The sequence below is a fragment of the Rothia koreensis genome (assembly GCF_004136575.1).
Taxonomy (GTDB): domain Bacteria; phylum Actinomycetota; class Actinomycetes; order Actinomycetales; family Micrococcaceae; genus Rothia; species Rothia koreensis.
In genome coordinates, this window is the sequence record NZ_NOIQ01000020.1 from 25,759 (window position 1) to 41,946 (window position 16,188).

General features: G+C 64.9%; 15 protein-coding genes. 7 read left to right on the plus strand and 8 right to left on the minus strand.

Annotated features, from left to right (window positions below):
- The first annotated feature begins 41 nt into the window (after positions 1-41).
- Positions 42-2,225 carry a glucose PTS transporter subunit IIA gene (locus EWU68_RS11175; RefSeq protein ID WP_129316210.1) on the plus strand — a complete coding sequence of 728 codons (2,184 nt, stop codon included), beginning with the start codon at positions 42-44 and terminating at the stop codon, positions 2,223-2,225.
- Positions 2,226-2,517: 292 nt separating this feature from the next.
- Here the strand turns inward: EWU68_RS11175 and EWU68_RS11180 are convergent, their stop codons facing one another.
- The 3 genes from EWU68_RS11180 to EWU68_RS11190 all read right to left on the minus strand — a co-directional run bounded on the left by EWU68_RS11180 (position 2,518) and on the right by EWU68_RS11190 (position 5,379).
- Complete coding sequence (locus EWU68_RS11180) at positions 2,518-2,970, minus strand: acyl-CoA thioesterase (RefSeq protein ID WP_129316211.1); 453 nt, start codon at positions 2,968-2,970, stop codon at positions 2,518-2,520.
- 113 nt (positions 2,971-3,083) lie between these two features.
- Positions 3,084-4,487, minus strand: a complete 1,404-nt coding sequence (locus EWU68_RS11185) for an amino acid permease (protein WP_238692435.1) — start codon at positions 4,485-4,487, stop codon at positions 3,084-3,086.
- A gap of 196 nt (positions 4,488-4,683) precedes the next feature.
- Positions 4,684-5,379 (minus strand): type 1 glutamine amidotransferase domain-containing protein, encoded by a 696-nt coding sequence (locus EWU68_RS11190; RefSeq protein ID WP_129316212.1) that lies wholly within the window; start codon positions 5,377-5,379, stop codon positions 4,684-4,686.
- A gap of 100 nt (positions 5,380-5,479) precedes the next feature.
- On the opposite strand from EWU68_RS11190, the gene EWU68_RS11195 reads away from it, so the two are divergent.
- The 5 genes from EWU68_RS11195 (at position 5,480) to EWU68_RS11215 (ending at position 10,286) form a co-directional block, all read left to right on the plus strand.
- The gene (locus EWU68_RS11195) at positions 5,480-6,082 is read left to right on the plus strand and encodes a TetR/AcrR family transcriptional regulator (protein ID WP_129316213.1); all 603 of its coding nucleotides are present in this window, start codon (positions 5,480-5,482) and stop codon (positions 6,080-6,082) included.
- A 54-nt stretch (positions 6,083-6,136) separates the two neighbouring features.
- On the plus strand, positions 6,137-7,075 hold the full coding sequence (locus EWU68_RS11200; protein WP_129316214.1) for an NAD-dependent epimerase/dehydratase family protein: 939 nt from the start codon (positions 6,137-6,139) through the stop codon (positions 7,073-7,075).
- Positions 7,076-7,151: 76 nt separating this feature from the next.
- Complete coding sequence (locus EWU68_RS11205) at positions 7,152-8,126, plus strand: alpha/beta hydrolase (protein ID WP_129316215.1); 975 nt, start codon at positions 7,152-7,154, stop codon at positions 8,124-8,126.
- Between the two features lie 82 nt (positions 8,127-8,208).
- Entirely contained in the window at positions 8,209-9,348 is a 1,140-nt protein-coding gene (locus tag EWU68_RS11210; protein ID WP_238692436.1) for an MFS transporter, read from the plus strand.
- 71 nt (positions 9,349-9,419) lie between these two features.
- On the plus strand, positions 9,420-10,286 hold the full coding sequence (locus EWU68_RS11215; RefSeq protein WP_129316217.1) for an MBL fold metallo-hydrolase: 867 nt from the start codon (positions 9,420-9,422) through the stop codon (positions 10,284-10,286).
- Here the strand turns inward: EWU68_RS11215 and EWU68_RS11220 are convergent.
- A complete protein-coding gene (locus EWU68_RS11220; protein WP_129316218.1) occupies positions 10,276-11,013 on the minus strand; it encodes a queuosine precursor transporter in 738 nt (245 codons plus the stop codon). The genes EWU68_RS11215 and EWU68_RS11220 overlap by 11 nt on opposite strands.
- 144 nt (positions 11,014-11,157) lie before the next feature.
- On the opposite strand from EWU68_RS11220, the gene EWU68_RS11225 reads away from it, so the two are divergent.
- Positions 11,158-11,973: a hydroxymethylpyrimidine/phosphomethylpyrimidine kinase gene (locus tag EWU68_RS11225; RefSeq protein WP_129316219.1), complete on the plus strand. Its 816-nt coding sequence runs from the start codon at positions 11,158-11,160 to the stop codon at positions 11,971-11,973.
- Positions 11,974-12,066: 93 nt separating this feature from the next.
- Here the strand turns inward: EWU68_RS11225 and EWU68_RS11230 are convergent, their stop codons facing one another.
- The 4 genes from EWU68_RS11230 to EWU68_RS11245 form a co-directional block, all read right to left on the minus strand.
- Positions 12,067-12,747 carry a TetR/AcrR family transcriptional regulator gene (locus tag EWU68_RS11230; protein WP_129316220.1) on the minus strand — a complete coding sequence of 227 codons (681 nt, stop codon included), beginning with the start codon at positions 12,745-12,747 and terminating at the stop codon, positions 12,067-12,069.
- A gap of 91 nt (positions 12,748-12,838) precedes the next feature.
- Complete coding sequence (locus EWU68_RS11235) at positions 12,839-13,159, minus strand: type II toxin-antitoxin system VapB family antitoxin (protein WP_129316221.1); 321 nt, start codon at positions 13,157-13,159, stop codon at positions 12,839-12,841.
- 324 nt (positions 13,160-13,483) lie between these two features.
- Positions 13,484-15,298: an MDR family MFS transporter gene (locus EWU68_RS11240; RefSeq protein WP_420852883.1), complete on the minus strand. Its 1,815-nt coding sequence runs from the start codon at positions 15,296-15,298 to the stop codon at positions 13,484-13,486.
- A gap of 92 nt (positions 15,299-15,390) precedes the next feature.
- Positions 15,391-16,041, minus strand: coding sequence for a TetR/AcrR family transcriptional regulator (locus EWU68_RS11245; RefSeq protein ID WP_129316222.1), 651 nt, complete (start codon positions 16,039-16,041; stop codon positions 15,391-15,393).
- Positions 16,042-16,188: the final 147 nt, after the last annotated feature.

Sequence of the window (16,188 nt, forward strand, 5' to 3'; positions counted from 1 at the left end):
GATCGGCAGCCCCTGTCGATCGATGCATCAAGGAGTCATCCGTGGACTACAAGAAGACGGCGAAATCCGTTCTGGACGGGCTGGGCGGCGCCGACAACGTCGACTATTTCACCCACTGCGCGACCCGCCTCAGGGTCACCATCGGCGACAGAACCAAGGTCGACAAGTCTCAGATCGAGAAGACCGACGGCGTCCTCTCGGTCATCGAGCAGGCAGGCCAGACCCAGGTCGTCATCGGAAACGAGGTCTCGGAGGTCTACACCGAGATGACCAGGCTTCCCGGCATGGACCGGGAGTCCGGCTCGTCGTCGAGCGGGTCGAAGAACACGGAGGGTTCGGGCGAGAAGAAGGCCGGAATCATCACCCGCATGTTCGATGTCCTTTCGGACTCGTTCCGCCCGGTCCTGTGGGCTCTCCTGGGCTCCTCGATGATCCTGACGCTGATCGTGCTGCTCCAGCAGCTGGGCGTGTTCGGCCACTACACCAATTTCGCGGGGCAGAACGTGACCGTGGACCTGGTCAATGGCCCCAAGGTGGGCGACGACGCCGCCAATGAGGCCCTCATGAACACGTGGCGTTCACAGTTCCCGTTCTGGTTCATCATCCTCGGCGCAGCGATGTCGGTCCTGAATTTCATGCCGGTCTTCATCGGGGCGACGGCCGCGAAGCGACTGGGTGCCAACATGTGGGTCGGGGCCGCGATCCCGGCGGCCCTCATGACGGATGCGTTCCGCGGCCTGTCCACGATGGCGGGCGACGCCGGACATATCACGCTGTTCCACATCGGCGACTGGGGCATTCCCCTCTACCTCTTCAATTACACGGGCCAGGTCTTCCCGCCCCTGTTCGCCGTCGCGGTCCTGGCGCCGCTGGAACGATTGCTGAAGAAAATCATTCCGAGCATGCTGCACATGGTCTTCGTTCCCATGATCTCGATCCTGATCATGGTTCCCCTCACCGCGCTGATCATCGGTCCGATCGGCGTCAATCTCGGGTTGGGCATTTCGAACGTGTTCCAGTGGCTCAATGACATCAATCCGGCGATCGTGGGGGTCGTCGTCGCCGGGTCGTACCTGTTCATGGTTCCGCTCGGTCTGCACTGGCCCCTCAACGCCGTGATGATTTCGAACCTCTCGACGCTCGGGTACGACTTCATCCAGTCCCCCATGGCCGCCTACAACTTCGCGGTGTTCGGGGTCGTCACGGGCGTGGCCATTCGTGCGGCACGCGACAAGGAACTTCGACAGGTCGCCACGGGCGCCGCGGTTTCGGGGCTCCTCGGCGGGATCTCGGAACCTTCGCTCTACGGCGTCGTGCTCCGGTACAAGCGCGTCTTTCCGCTGATCCTGGTGCCCGCGATGATCGCGGGCGGCCTGATCTCGTGGCTCGGCGTGCGCTCCTACGCCTTCGCTTTCACGTCCTTGCTCTCGATCCCGGCCATGCAGCCGATTCCGCTCTTCGCCATCGGCCTGGCCATCGCGTTCTTCGGCGGTCTGGGCGGCGTCCTGGTCTTCGGGTTCCGTTCTCGCGAGCAGCGGGAGGCCGACTTGGCCAAGCAGAGCGTCGCGACCGACGAAGTCCCCACCGGGGAGAGGGTCCGTGCGGCCACGGACGAACCGGAAGCCCCGAGGCCGACTCCGGCCGCCGTTTCTTCCGGCCCGGCCGCGGCAACGAAAGCGACCGGCGAGGGCGTCGCCACTGAACCCTGGGCGGAAGGCCGGGGATCGGAAGCGGCGGCCAGAGGGTCGGACTCGCCCCAGGACGACGACGCCGCGACCGTCGGTGCTCCGCTCGAGGGCGACGTCGTGGCCCTGTCGGAGGTGCCCGACCCGATCTTCGCGGGCGGGAAGCTGGGCCAGGGCGTGGCCATCACGCCGTCGGCACATACCGTGGTCGCACCCGAGGCCGGAACGATCATTGCCGCCCCCGCCTCGGGCCACGCTCTCGGCCTCCGGCTGGACTCGGGGGTCGATCTGTTGATCCACGTCGGCATCGACACCGTTGCACTGGACGGACGAGGGTTCACGCCGGAGGTTGCCAAGGGCGATCGTGTCGAAGCGGGCCAGAAGCTCCTGACCTTCGACCCGGACGTCATCACGGAGGCCGGGTGCCCGCTGATCACGCCGGTCGTGGTCACGAACACCCCCAAATTCGCCGACGTCGTCGGCCTGCCCGACGGCCGGGCGGGGCTGGGTACGCCGATCATCCGGGTCACCAGGTCCTGACCCCTGCGACGGTGAGCCGCTGTGCGATTCGGAGGCGTTGACCCGATTCAGTGGCGCCTGCCTCTCCTATGTGGGGGTTGGACCCCCTCGAAAGAGGGGTAGATGCCACGCAATCGGGCAACGCCCTCCCCACGCGGACCCGGCGCGCCTCCGCCGCCCGCGAGGTGGCAACGCCGTGCGCCTCCGCCGCCGAGGTGGCAATTTTGGGACGAAATCGGGCGGAATCAGTCCCAAAATTGCCACCTCGCGGGCGGAGGCGCACCGCGTCGACCCGACGACGCGCTTCATGCCCTCAGGAGGCGGTCTCTTCGAGGAGTTGCCGCTGCTCGGGCGAGATGCGCACGATCCGGCTCGTGGGCTCGTTGAAGAATGCCAGCACGGTGGAGGCGTCCACGCACCGCACGCCGCTCTGGGGATCGTAGATGCGGTATTCGATGGTCAGGCTCGCGGCGGTGATCTTCTCGACCCAGACCTCGACCTTGGCGGGCTGCCGACTGTAGGACAGCGGGGCGCGGTACTTGATGTGATTCTCCGCGACCAGCGCTTGGGTGCCGCTGGGCAACTGGGTGAACAGCGGGATCGGGGCATCCGTGAGCTCGGCGCCGGGTGCCGCGGGAGGGGGACCGAACGCGGCCACGCGGGCTTCCTCCATGATCCGGGCCATCTCGACGTTGTTGATGTGACGATAGGCGTCCATATCGCCCCAGCGAAGAGGCACTTCCACAGTCAGAATTCGCGAACTCATATCACTAGCCTATCGATATCCCGGGCGACGACGCCGCGCCCCGTTCGTAGGCTCCGGGCGGCGTCGTCTCCCCTCCGGGCGCCCCGCCCGCGCGAGAGCCCTGGCCGGTACCGCTAGACGCTCGTCGCGACCTCGGCTTCGTCGAATGCGTCCATGTCACTGCCGACGAACCGGCGGACGAACAAGTAGTAGACGGCCGTCAGGAACGCGTAGAAGCACAGGGCCACGAAGCCCGGGAGCCGCATGTCCGGACTCGAGAGCACGGCAGCAAAGATCGCGACCAGCCCGAGGATTCCGAGTACCGCCGTCGGCGTCCCGCCCAGCAGCCGGAACTCGGAGGAGGCACCGTTCTTCCGTCGGTAGCTAATGTAGGAGCCGAGAATCAGTATCCACACCACCAGGATGAAGGTGGTGATCACGGACATCATGATCAGGAAGACGTTCTCGGTGACGAGGGCCAGCACGATCACCACCAGGATCCCGACGCAGGACATCGCGAGCGACCGTGCCGGGCTGCCGAGCTTCGTCGTCCGCTGGAGAGCACGGGGCGCCATGCCCTGGTAGGACAGCGAATGGATCAGCCGCGTCCCGGCGTAGACATTGGCGTTGGCCGCCGACAGCGCGGCGATGAGAACGATGAAATTGATGACGGCGGCGGCCGCCGGGATCCCGACCTCCGAGAACACCATGACGAACGGGCTCGAGGACAAGTCCCCGGTGCCGGCGGCCGCGGACCAGGGCATGAGCGCCATGACCACGAAGAGCGCCAGCACGTAGAACGTCGCGAGTCTCCAGATCGTTGCCTTCCCCGCGCTGCGGACCGACCGTACGGGGTCTTTCGCCTCCGCGGCCGAGATGGAGATCAATTCGATGCCGCCGAACGAGAACATGACCACGGCCATTCCGAGCCAGATCGAGCTCGGTCCGTTGGGGATGAAACCGTTCTCGGTCAGGTGACGCGTCCCCTCGGCAGGGTGACTCGGCAACCCGAAGAAGACAATGATCAAACCGATGACGATGAAGGCGACGACCGCAATGACCTTGATGCCGGAAAGGAAGAATTCGACCAATCCGAAGGACTTCACGCTGTACGCATTCAGGAAGACGATGACGAGCGCGAACACCAGGATCCCGACCCAGAGCGGCAGTTCGGGCCACCAGAATTTGAGGTACGTCGCCACGGCCACGAGTTCGGCGCCGGCCACGCACACCGTGGTCGCCCAATAGGCCCACCGGGTGATGAAGCCCGCGAAGGGCCCGAGAAAACGACCGGCCATCGTGCCGAAGCCACCCCGGACCGGATATTTGACCGCCATCTCCCCTGCGGCACAAGCGATGATGGCCGCGATCAACGAACCGATCGCGTAGCAAATGATCACCGCAGGGCCGGCGACGCCGATGGCCGCACCCGACCCCAGGAACAGGCCCGTGCCCAACGCCGAGCCGAGGGCGATCATCGTCATTTGTTCGTGGGACAACGAGCGCGCGAGAGCTCCGTCCTTCGTAGTCTTGTCCATAGAGCGGCCGAGGCCCTTCCTCCGTGATGCGAGCAACTGTTCAGCCATTATCTCGCGAATTCACGCGGTCACGCCACACGAGCGGTTCAGTGCCGCGCCCACGCGTGCAACACGACCCTGCCGACCGGCCCAGATGGTTGTGCCGACGAGGCGACTCATCGGCCCGCTGGCCCCTCACCCCCGTGAGCATCTCTGTCTAGAGGTCCTCCAACACCCTGTCCGCGAGCGCGCGAGCGGATTGCGGATTCTGCCCGGTGTACAGATTCCCATCAGTGACCACGAAGGGGCGAAGAGGCAGCTTGCCTTTCTCATAGAGAATGCCGGCGTCTTCGAGTGCGTCCTGCAAGTACCAGGCAGCCTTCCACCCGAAGGTATTCAGACGCTCCTCGACGTTGGAGAGGCCCGTCATGTGTCGACCCGCGAATGCATTGGTCCCGTCGGCCCTCCGCGCGGCAAGCACGGCAGCGGGGGCGTGGCAGAGGAGAGCCAACGGGCGTCCTGCCCCGAGCCGTCGCTCGAGCAGCGCGCCGGAATCGGCGTCGAAGGCCAGATCCTCCATGGGGCCGTGACCGCCCGGGTAAAAGACCAGGTCGAAGTCGGCCTCGTTCACATCGGCCAGAGCCAGGGGGTGGTCCAGGCTCCCCTGGATTCCCTCGAGATACGAACGCATGTCACGACGGCGTCGAGGCAGTCCACCGGCCACGCCGAGGCTCAACTCGTCCAGGGTCGGGGCGACGCCGCCCGGCGTCGCGATCACGGTCTCCCAGCCGGCTTCGGAGAAGATCCTATGCGGTTCGGCCAGCTCTTCGGCCCAGTATCCCGTGGGATGCTCCGTTCCGTCCTTGAGCGTCCACGTCGACGCGGCGGTCACGACGAACAGTATTCGGTTCACGAAAGGCCCCTTTCTCGAGACGACCCGATGGGGCCAGGTGTCTCGTCCCATCCTTGGCCGACATAAGTTTACGTTGTAAACTTTAGGCCGAGGTGACCCGATGTCAACAGCCGAAACCACGAAAAAACATCACCACGGCGATCTGCGCCGCGCCCTGATCGATTCCGGTATCGAGATCCTGGAAGAAGGCGCTCCCTTCTCTCTCCGCGCCGTCGCGCGCCGTGTCGGCGTGTCCCAGACGGCCCCGTACCGACATTTCAGGGACAAGATGCACCTCGAAGCGGCCATGGCCGCCGAGGGGTTCCGCGATCTCCGGGAGCGGCTCGAAAGCGTCGTCGCCGAATCCGGCGAGTCCGCAACGCCGCTGGAGGAGTTGGCGGTCGTCTACGTCAGGCGCGCCGTCGACTGCCCGGCCCTCTACGGCCTGATGTTCGCCCAACCCTGCGGTGAGGACGACGAACGCCTCCACGCCTCCGCATCGGTCTTCGATGTGCTCGAGCGGGTCGCGCACGCCGGATATCCCGACCGAGACTCCCACGCTCTGGCGAACGCGGGTTGGGCACTCGCGCATGGCTTGGTCTCACTGCACCTCGCGGGCAAGTACGGCGACGTTTCCCAGCGCGGGCTCGAGTCCCGCGTTCGAGAAAGCTTTGCCGCGATCCTTGGGGCAGAAGCGTCCCCCGACACGCCAGTGACCCCCTGAGCCCCACTTCGCCTCATTGCACCTGAAACGACCACAACCACAGGAGAGAACACCGTGCAGACCATTCTCGGGGCAGGCGGCCCCATCGCAGAAGAACTTGCCAGGCAGCTTCATCAACACTTCACCCAGGACATCCGGCTGGTGAGCCGGCATCCTGACAAGGTCAACCCGACCGATGAGCTGTTCCCGGCCGATCTGACCGACCCAGAGGCGACCGACCGCGCGGTCGAAGGAAGCGACGTCGTGTACCTGACGGTCGGGTTGCCCATGGACTCCGCGCTGTGGGAGCAAAAATTTCCGACGATGATGCGGAACACGATCGAGGCCGTGAAGCGTCACGGCGCGCGTTTGGTCTTCTTCGACAACACGTACATGTACCCCGGGACCCCGACGCCCCAGACGGAGTCCATCCCCTTTCGCCCGAACGGACGGAAAGGTCGCGTGCGAGCCGAGCTGGCAACCATGCTTCTTCGCGAAATGGATGCCGGAACCGTGACCGCTCTCATCGGGCGAGCTCCGGAATTCTACGGCCCGGGAAAGACCAAGAGCCTGACGAATTCCCTGGTCTTCGACCGTATTCGAACGGGGAAACTCCCCTTGGTGCCGGTCAGCTCCTCGACCCACCGGTCCCTGATCTGGACACCGGATGCGAGCCGTGCGCTGGCCCTGCTCGGGAATACCCCGGACGCCTACGGGCAGACCTGGCACCTCCCGATCGACCAGAACCGCCTCACCTATCGTGAGCTCATTCGGATCGCCGCGGAATCGACCGGGCGGCGCGCCGCATTCGCGGTCCTGCCCCGCTGGGCCTTCGCGGTGGGTCGTCGCTTCTCCGCGGCGATGGCCGAGACCCAGGAGCTCCTTCCCAGGTACCGCGACGACAACCTCTTCGTGACCTCGAAATTCGCCGAACGATTCCCCGACTTCGAGGTGACCTCTTACCGGAAAGGGGTCCGCCACCTGGTGCAGGAGGAAGTTCAGGACAGGGGTTGACGGTGACAACATCCCGTTGCCATATTGAAAATTCGGGCTCTCGCACCACCTCGCGGAGAGCCAGGAAAGGATAGTCATGAGCACCATCCCGGATCCCATCGACCCAGTTCTCGAACCTGAGGCCGTGGAGCTGTGCGAAGCGACCGATCCCCATCCCAGAATCTACGAAGTCCCGCCGGAACAGGGCCGCGAGATCCTTCGCGACCTCCAGAGCGGAGAAGGAGTTGAACGCCCCGACGTCGACGAGGAATGGGTCGAGGTCGACGCCGGCCAGTGGGGCACCGTGCCGACCCGCATCATCAGACCCAAGGACACGCGGGGCGAGCTTCCCGTGGTCTTCTACATTCACGGCGCCGGTTGGGTCTTCGGGGACGAGAAGACTCACGACCGCCTGTTCCGGGAATTGGTGGTGGGGGCCAACGCCGCCGGAGTGTTCCCCGTCTACGACCGCGCTCCCGAGAAGGGATACCCCACGCAGGTCGAACAGAACTACGCGGTGGGCCAGTGGGTGGCCGAGCACGGGCACGAATACGGCCTCGACACCAGCCGCATCGCGGTGACCGGCGAGTCCGTGGGCGGTTGCATGAGCGCCGTCTTCACCCAAATGAACAAGGACCGCGGCGGGTTGGACATCGCGGGCCAGGTTCTCCTGTATCCGGTGGCCGACGCCGACTTCACCACTCCCTCCTACGAACAGTTCGCGGACGGCTACTACCTGACCCGGGACGGCATGAAGTGGTTCTGGGACCAGTACACCACCGACCCGGAACAGCGGCGCGAGAAGTATGCTTCCCCGCTCCGGACGCCCGACGACGACCTCAAGGGCCTTCCGCCGACGCTCGTCATCACGGACGAGGCCGACGTCCTGCGCGACGAAGGCGAAAAATACGCCAACAAGCTGCGCGACAACGGCGTGGAGGTGACCAGTGTCCGCATCGCGGCCATGGTCCATGACTTCCTGCTGCTGGACAGTCTCCGAAATACGAAGGGAGCGAACGTCGCCCGCCACCTCGCCGTCGATGCGCTGCGCAAGGCGCTGGGCACGGCATGATCCCGGCCGGACACCCTTGACCGGCCGGGTTCCCGGCCGGGGTCCTGGCAGGGTCGCATCCGCACGAAGAGCGACCCTGGCGGTGTTTGCGGCCAACGGATTCGCTTTCGCCACGTGGATGTCACGCATCCCGGACATCCGGGACCACCTGGGACTGTCTCCTGGGCAGCTGAGTGTCCTTCTGCTGGCCATTTCGATCGGGTCCCTGGTCGGCCTTCCCCTGGCCGGTCGGTTGCTCGAACGGTGGGGACCCCTCCTCGGCACGCGACTGGCCATCCTGGCGGCCGCCGTCGGCCTGGTCGGGGCCTCCGCGATGGTCGGGGTTGCGCCGTCATTCGTGTGGATCGCACCCTTCCTCGCCGTCTTCGGTTTGGGAAACGGCGTGTGGGACGTGTCCCAGAATCTCGAGGGGGCGACGGTCGAGCAGCGCATGGGGCGCGCCATCATGCCCTGGTTCCATGCAGCCTTCAGCGGTGGGACGGTCCTCGGCTCTCTCACGGGCGCCGGAGCGATCGTCATCGGTGTCCCGGTGCAGCTGCACATTCCCGTGGTCGTTCTGATCGCCGGCGGAACGGCGTGGTTGGCCAGTTCCGGGTTCTTGCCCTCCCCCTCCGAGCCCCGCACCGGCCAGATGCCTCCGACGAGCTCCGTGGCACGGACATCCGCGTGGCTCGAGCCGCGGACCTGGCTCGTCGGCGTCATGGTGATGGCCGCGTCCTTCACGGAGGGCACAGCCAACGACTGGATGGCCGTCGCCTTCGTGAGCGGCCACCACGTCCCCTCGAGCATGGGCGTGCTCGGGGTCAGCATTTTTCTGACCGCGATGACTCTGACACGAGTCCTCGGCACCAAGGCCCTGGACCGGTACGGGCGAGTCGTCCTGCTCAGCGGGTTGTTCGCGACGGCGACCATCGGTTGCCTCATGGTCGTCTTCGGCAACCTGGTGGTCGCATACGCCGGCGCTGCCGTGTGGGGCATCGGCGCAAGTTTGGGCTTCCCCGTCGGAATGTCCGCCGCCTCGGACGAGCCGATGCGCGCCGCCGCACGCTTGTCGGTCGTCTCGACCCTGGGTTACACCGCTTTCCTCGGCGGACCCCCGCTCCTGGGTTTCCTGGGCGACCACGTCGGGCCGCTGAACGCTCTGCTCGCCGTCGGCGTGGCTGCCCTTCTGGCCATCGCCGTCGTCCCCGCCGCCCGACCGCGACGAGAAGACCCCCGATGAAGCCGCAAGATATCGCCAGGTTTCCGGCCCGGAGACAGGCATGCCGCGGCGAGGTGTGATGAACTGGTGCCATGAGTGCTTCTTCGAGCTGCATGTCCTCGTCACCCGTGCCGGAATCGCACGCGTGGGTTCGAACGAGCGCCCACACGGCATTCCTGACCGTCGACAACCCCAGCGCCATGACCCTGGAAGGGACCAATACTTACGTCATCGGCGACCTGGGCGAGTCCTTCCCGCCCGAACCAGGGGCACCCAAGCCGCGTGCCGTCGTCGTCGATCCGGGGCCCGCCGACCAGGGCCATGCCGAAGCGATTGCGGCGGCGGTCGACGTCGCTCTCATCGTCGTGACGCACTGGCACCAGGACCACGTCGGAAACGTTCCTGCGCTCCACGACCTGACCGGGGCCCCCGTCCGCGCCTGGGACCGGGAACTGTGCATCGGGGCCGGTCGACTCCAGGACGAGGAAGTCCTCAAAGACGTTTCCGTGGAAATCAGCGTCTGGCACTCGCCCGGGCACACCGCGGATTCGATCTGCCTGAGCATTTTCGACGACGGCATGATCCTCACCGGCGACACCATCCTCGGCCGCGGGACCACCATGCTCGATTACCCGGACGGCGACCTGGAGGACTACCTGGACACACTGCGCGTGTTCAAGGACGAACCCGGTTTCACGGTCCTCCCCGCCCACGGGCCCCACGGCGAATTCCTCGAGGAAGCCTGCGAGCGCCTCCTGGACCATAGGCTCAACCGCATCCATGATCTCCGCAGGCGCCTCAAGGCGTCCGACGACGACCTGGGCCCCTCGGCCTCGAGCCTGGCGGAGGACATCTACGCCGACGTCCCGGAAGAGGTGCGCGGGCCCGCGGTCAAGACGCTCAAGGCGCAGCTCGCCTATCTCATGGACATCGGCGAGATCGCCGGATTCACCGACTGACGGCGCCGGGGTACGTGGGTTCGTGCCTCTTGAACCACCCGATGGTCGGGTACGTGATCGGCAGCAGGACGACCTCGATCAGGCACTTGTAGAAGTAGCCGACCACCACATAGTTGGCGAAGTCGCCGAACTGCTGGATGCCGAGGATCGGCGCCGCGATCGTGCAGAAGATCAGGGTGTCGGCGAACTCGCCCACGAGGGTCGAACCGATGAGCCTGACCCACATGAACCGCTCGCGGGTCCATTTCTTGATGAGGGCCATGATCCATGCGTTGAGGAGCTGGCCGACGAGGAATCCGAGCAACGATCCGCCGATGATCCTGGGGACCGGACCGAGAACCGTTTCGAAGGCCGTCTGGTTCTCGTAGAAGTCCGCCGAGGGCAGCATGATCGTGATCCAGAAGCTCAGGGAAGCGAAGGCCCCGGCGCAGAAACTGGAGATGATGGCTCGGCGTGCGGCTTTGAACCCGTAGACCTCGGTCACGACGTCGCCCAGAACGTACGCGAGCGGAAAGAGGAAGAATCCTCCGTCGGTCAGAATCGGTCCGAAGGCGACGCCTTTGGTGGCACCGATGTTCGAGAGGATCAGGAGCACACAGTAGAGCGCCAGGAGTAGGTCGAAGTATGTTTTCGGACGCCTCGCGTACGTCGGCCCGTTCGGCGCACCGGGTGTCAGGTCATGGCCGGGTGCGCCGGGGGTTCCGGGCCCTGTGGGGGTGGAGTGCATTGTGGTCACCAATCTGTATTGACGCGGCTTCGCCTCAACGAGGGAACCCGTGGTTCGACTGTTCCGATGCGGCGCTGAGCGCCGTCAGGGCCCGTCTGCCACCCGAGCCGTGAAAATCTTACCCGGCGGTTGGATAATGAAGGTATGACTACAACTTCTCAGACTCCCGTTGCCATGACCATTGCAGGTTCCGAGGCCACGGGCGGTGCGGGCGCCTTGGCAGACATCAAGACGTTCCAGGCGCTCGGGGTCTACGGGTGCCTTTCGCTGACGTGCATCGTTTCCTTCGATCCGAAGAACGATTGGGGCCACCGTGTCCTCCCGATCGACCAGCAGACGCTGGCGGACCAGCTCGAGGTCAACACGACCGCGTACGACCTGGACGCGGTCAAAATCGGGATGCTCGGTTCTCCCGACACGATCGAGACCGTGTCCGCAACGCTGCGCCAACAGAGCCCGAAGAACATCGTGCTGGACCCGGTGCTGATCTGCAAGGGTCAGGAACCGGGTGCCGCTCTGGACACGGACAAGGCTCTGACCTCGAAGATTCTTCCGCTGGCGGATTTCGTGACGCCCAATCACTTCGAGTCTCTCTCCCTGTCTGGGATGGATCAGATCGACGACGTCGCCGATCTCGAAGAGGCCGCGCGGCGGATTCACGAGCGATCGGGGGCGGCGGTGCTGGCCAAGGGCGGGGTCCGCATCGCGGGGCCGGACGCCGTCGACGTCTTCCATGACGGCGAGACCACGGAAATTCTTTCCTCCCCCAAGATCGGTGAGGTCGCTGTGGCCGGGGCGGGTTGCTCTCTGGCCGCCGCCGTCACGGCCGAACTCGCCAAGGGGGCGACGCCGCTCCAGGCAGCCCGCAACGCCAAGGCATTCGTGACCCGAGGTATCGAGGCCCGCATCAGCTCCCATGCACCTTTCGACACGCTGAAGCAGGTCAACGAGGCGTCCTGATGCAAACGAGCCGCCGGCCCGACCGCTCGTCAGAGCGATGGGGTCCGGCGGCTCGTTCCGTTCACGGCGTCCTACCGTTCAGAACGCTCAGGGTCAGGAGGCCACGGAGCGCAACCTGGCGCCTTCGTCCCTCAGACGATCCGCATAGGCGGCGACCGGGCGGCCGTCGACGTCGAACTGCGCACCGAGACCGAGCTGGATGAACGAGGTCGTGTGCCGGATCCGCTCGTTGCGGGCCTCGTCCTCCTCGTTCTTGCCCCGGTCCGCGGCCGAGCTGAGCGAGCCGTGCACCAATTGCGCGAGTTCGGTGATGTCCGACGGCGGCAGGTAGCCCTGGTCGATGCACGCGGTCAGTATCCTCGCGAGCACCGCCTGGAGCTCTCCCACGTGGTCGCCCAGCTTCGCGAAGGCCTCGGGGGAAAGGACGGACCGCATCGCTGGTCCGGGCGGGAGATGCCTGCGGGACATGTCCTCGATCTGCATGCGCACGTAGACGGCGAGCTGGTCCACGGGATTCGTGACGCTGGTCAGCTCCGTGCGGAGATCGTTGATGAATCGCTCGGTCTCGTCCAACGCGTAAGCGACCAGCAGCTCACCCATATCGGCGAAATAGTTGTACACGGCCGTCCGACCGATCCCTGCGTTCTTGGCAACGTGGGTCATGGTCAGCCCGGTCAGGCCGCGAGTATAAAGGAGCTCACCGAAAGACTTCAGGATCGCATTCTGGGTGTTCTCCCGCTGCGCGGCGTTGGAGGGTGCGGAGATACGAGGCATATCGACAGTATAGGCCCGGATGTCACCAAATCACGACCCCGAAGGCAAGGTCACAGTGACCTGCCAGTCGGCACTCAGCTTCCGTCGCCCCCTACTCTCCTGAAGCCCCCGACCCGTCATCCAGATCGAGGATACGCGCGTACATCACGGGCCGGTGCTGCAAGGCGGAACGCAGTGCGCGGTGCACTCCTTCTTCGAGGTACAGCCGCCCTTCCCACTTGACGACGTGCGGAAAGATGTCGTCGTAGAAGGTGGCTTCCTCGCCGAAAAGGGTCGCCAGATCGAGCATGCGTTGCGTCGTCGTCAGCTGGTCCAGCCGAACCTGACACGGGGCGAGCGTCGCCCACTCTCGTCGACCCTTGAACGAATGCTCAGGATACGGCCGAGTCTCGCCCACCGCCTTGAAGATCATGGGTCCATGGTAATAGCCGATAGTGTGCGATGCGTTACTTTTTTTGCTCGACCCGCCGAAGTCGTTCCTTGTCGTGCCGGGATTTGCACCCTGCGCGCCATATGCACCCGGCGGAATATCCGAATGGTATCGGCCCCTCACGCTCCGGCTGGAACGCGTAAATTGTAATTACGGACTTGCCTCAGGACCTTCGTGCTCGACGCCCCCCTGAAGGCTTTCGGCACAGCAAAGACGCCGCCCGTTCGCCATCTCCAAGGATCGCGAGCGGGCGGCGTCATGCGTCACCACGCAGGGACCGAACCCGATCTCGGGCTCGGGGCCCAGCTACTTCCGGTTGATCTGCATCATGGAACCGGTCTCAGGGAGAGGGAATTCGCCGGTTCGCGGACGCGCCTCTTCCTCCGACTGCTCGGCTCCCGCAGCACGGTGGCGAGGACCGGAGGTCTCCGACTCCTGCCCTTCCGCGGTCTCCGACGTCTGGGCAACTGAAGTCTCCGACTCCTGGGCGTCCGAGGCGGCCTGCTCGGAGGTCGACGGCTCGGTGTCGCCCGCGTCGTCGGCGCCCTCTTCGGAGATCTCACTCGTATGGCCCGAGTCCGCGACGCTGGTGGCCAGCGCCTTTTCGCGGATGAACAGCAGGACCAGCGCGGCGAGGATGCCCAACGGTGCGATCCACAGGAAGATCGGAACCAGAGCGTCGTTGTACGCGCCGATCACGACGTCCTTGATCGGGGCGGGCAGCTTCTCCACGAGGCCGGGGGTCAGCGAATTGGACCCGCCGCTGCCGGTGGCCGCCATCGCCTGAGGCGGCATGCGGTCCTGCAGGAAGTCCTTGAGGCGGGAGGTGAACAGGCCGCCGACCAGGGCGGACCCCATGGTCGCGCCGACCTGGCGGAAGAAGTTGTTCGCCGCCGTCGCCGTTCCGACCATGCTGATCGGGAAGGAGTTCTGGACGATCAGGGTCAGCAGCTGCATCGACATACCCAGACCCAGACCGATGACCGCCAGGCAGATGCAGATGATGTAAGCCGGGGTATCGACCTCCAGGTGGGAGAGGAGGAACAGCCCGAGGGCGAGCAGTACAGAACCCACGACGGTGAAGATCTTGTACCGACCGATCCGGGCCACAACGAATCCGACCGTGATCGACGTGATGAGCAGCATGCCCATCATCGGGATCATGAGCAGTCCCGCCTGGGTCGCGTCGACCCCGAGGACCATCTGCATGTAGGTCGGCATGTAACCGACGGCACCGAACATGCCGATGCCCATGCACAGGTTGGCAATCGTGGCCAGGTTGAAGTTGCGATCCTTGAACAGGGCCAGCGGCATGACCGGTTCGGTCACCTTGGCTTCGATCGGGATGAAGATGGCCACGCAGATGACAACCGCGATCAGCAGGCCAATGATGGTCGGCGAATCCCAGTCGTACTGGTTGCCGCCCCAGGTCATCGCAAGCACGAGGCATGCGGTCGCCGCACCGAGGAAGGCCATGCCGAAGATGTCGATCTTTCGACGTTCGGCGTCGTCTTCCTTGTTGGTGTGGGGAATGAGGAAGATCGCTGCCAAGAGCGCAAGAACGGCGAGCGGAATGTTCATCCAGAAGGCCCAGCGCCAGCCGGGCCCTTCGGTCAGCCAACCGCCGAGCAGCGGACCGGCGACCGAGGAGAACGCGAAGACGCCCATCAGGGCGCCCATGTACTTTCCGCGCTCACGGGCGGGAATCACGTCCGCGATCACGGACTGGGACAGAATCATGAGTCCGCCACCGCCGAGCCCCTGGAGGCCACGGGCGATGATGAGGGTCGTCATGTCCTGGGCGACGGCGCCCGTCACGGACCCCGCAGCGAAGGCGATGATCGCGAAGATCAACAAGGGCTTGCGACCCCAGAGGTCGCCCAGCTTGCCGTAGGCCGGCATCATGATGGTCGAAACCATGATGAACGCGGTGATGACCCAGCTCATGTGCTCGACGCCGTTCAGCTCACCGACGATGGTCGGCAGCGACGGCGAGAGAACCGTCTGGTTCAGCGAGGACATCAACATGATGATCATCAGGCCGATGAACAGCAGAAGGACATTGGTGTTGGGGGTGGGGCGACCGAATCCGCCCTTCTGGGCCGAGTGAGCAGATGAAATCTCCCCGGTTGCGGGCGAGGCCGGATCGGTCTGCGCCGCTCCGGTGCCGCTCTTGCCACCCCCGACGGCGTGACGCGGTGTGTAGGTGGTGCTCAACGAGGCTCCTTGATCATGGTGGAGAACAGTGTGACGGTGCGATTGATGGATGCGGCAAACTCATCCCGGGAGGCTCGGGCGCCGTAGTCGACGTAACGGAGAACAGCGGTGGCCATCAGGACGATCGCTCGAATGCGCTCTTCCTGCTCGGGTTCCGGCTCGCTGTTCTCGTCTTCACGAAGCACGAAACGGCCGGATTCCTGGTACACGGCCCAGTCCATGGCGAGCAGGAAGTCCTTGAGCTCCTGCTCGCACCGAAGCATGTGGATCTTCATGCGTTGCCGCATGTGGTCCCGATCCTCGGTGAGCTCGTTCATGATCCCCTTGATGTCGCTCGCGAACGAGTCGTACAGGACCCTGGCGAGGAGCCGGGCCGCCTGCGCGAGCAGTCCGCCCGACTCGTCCTCCTGGACCTGAGCCAACATGTCTTCGGTCATCTGAGGGGGACGCAGCCCCATGACGGCGTCTTCCTTGGTCGCGAAGTAGTTGAAGAACGTTCGCGGCGAGACACCGGCTTTCTCCGCGATGAGTTCCGCGGTGGTCTGCCTGATTCCGCGTTCCGACGCGAGTTCACGCGCGGCCGCGTGGATCGAGTCCCACGTCCGCGCCCGACGTCGTTCGCGAAGGGATGGTTCTGTGGTTTGCACCCATGCATCTTATGCAGTTCTGCAAAAGATGCACAACTGCACTTTTTGTGGCTTTGGTCTCTAAGGATAGCCTAACTATGTAAATGGGCGCGGTGGGCGGTCTTTCGCGCAAGCGGCCGGGGGGTCGGAGGGGGTTCAGTGACGAGG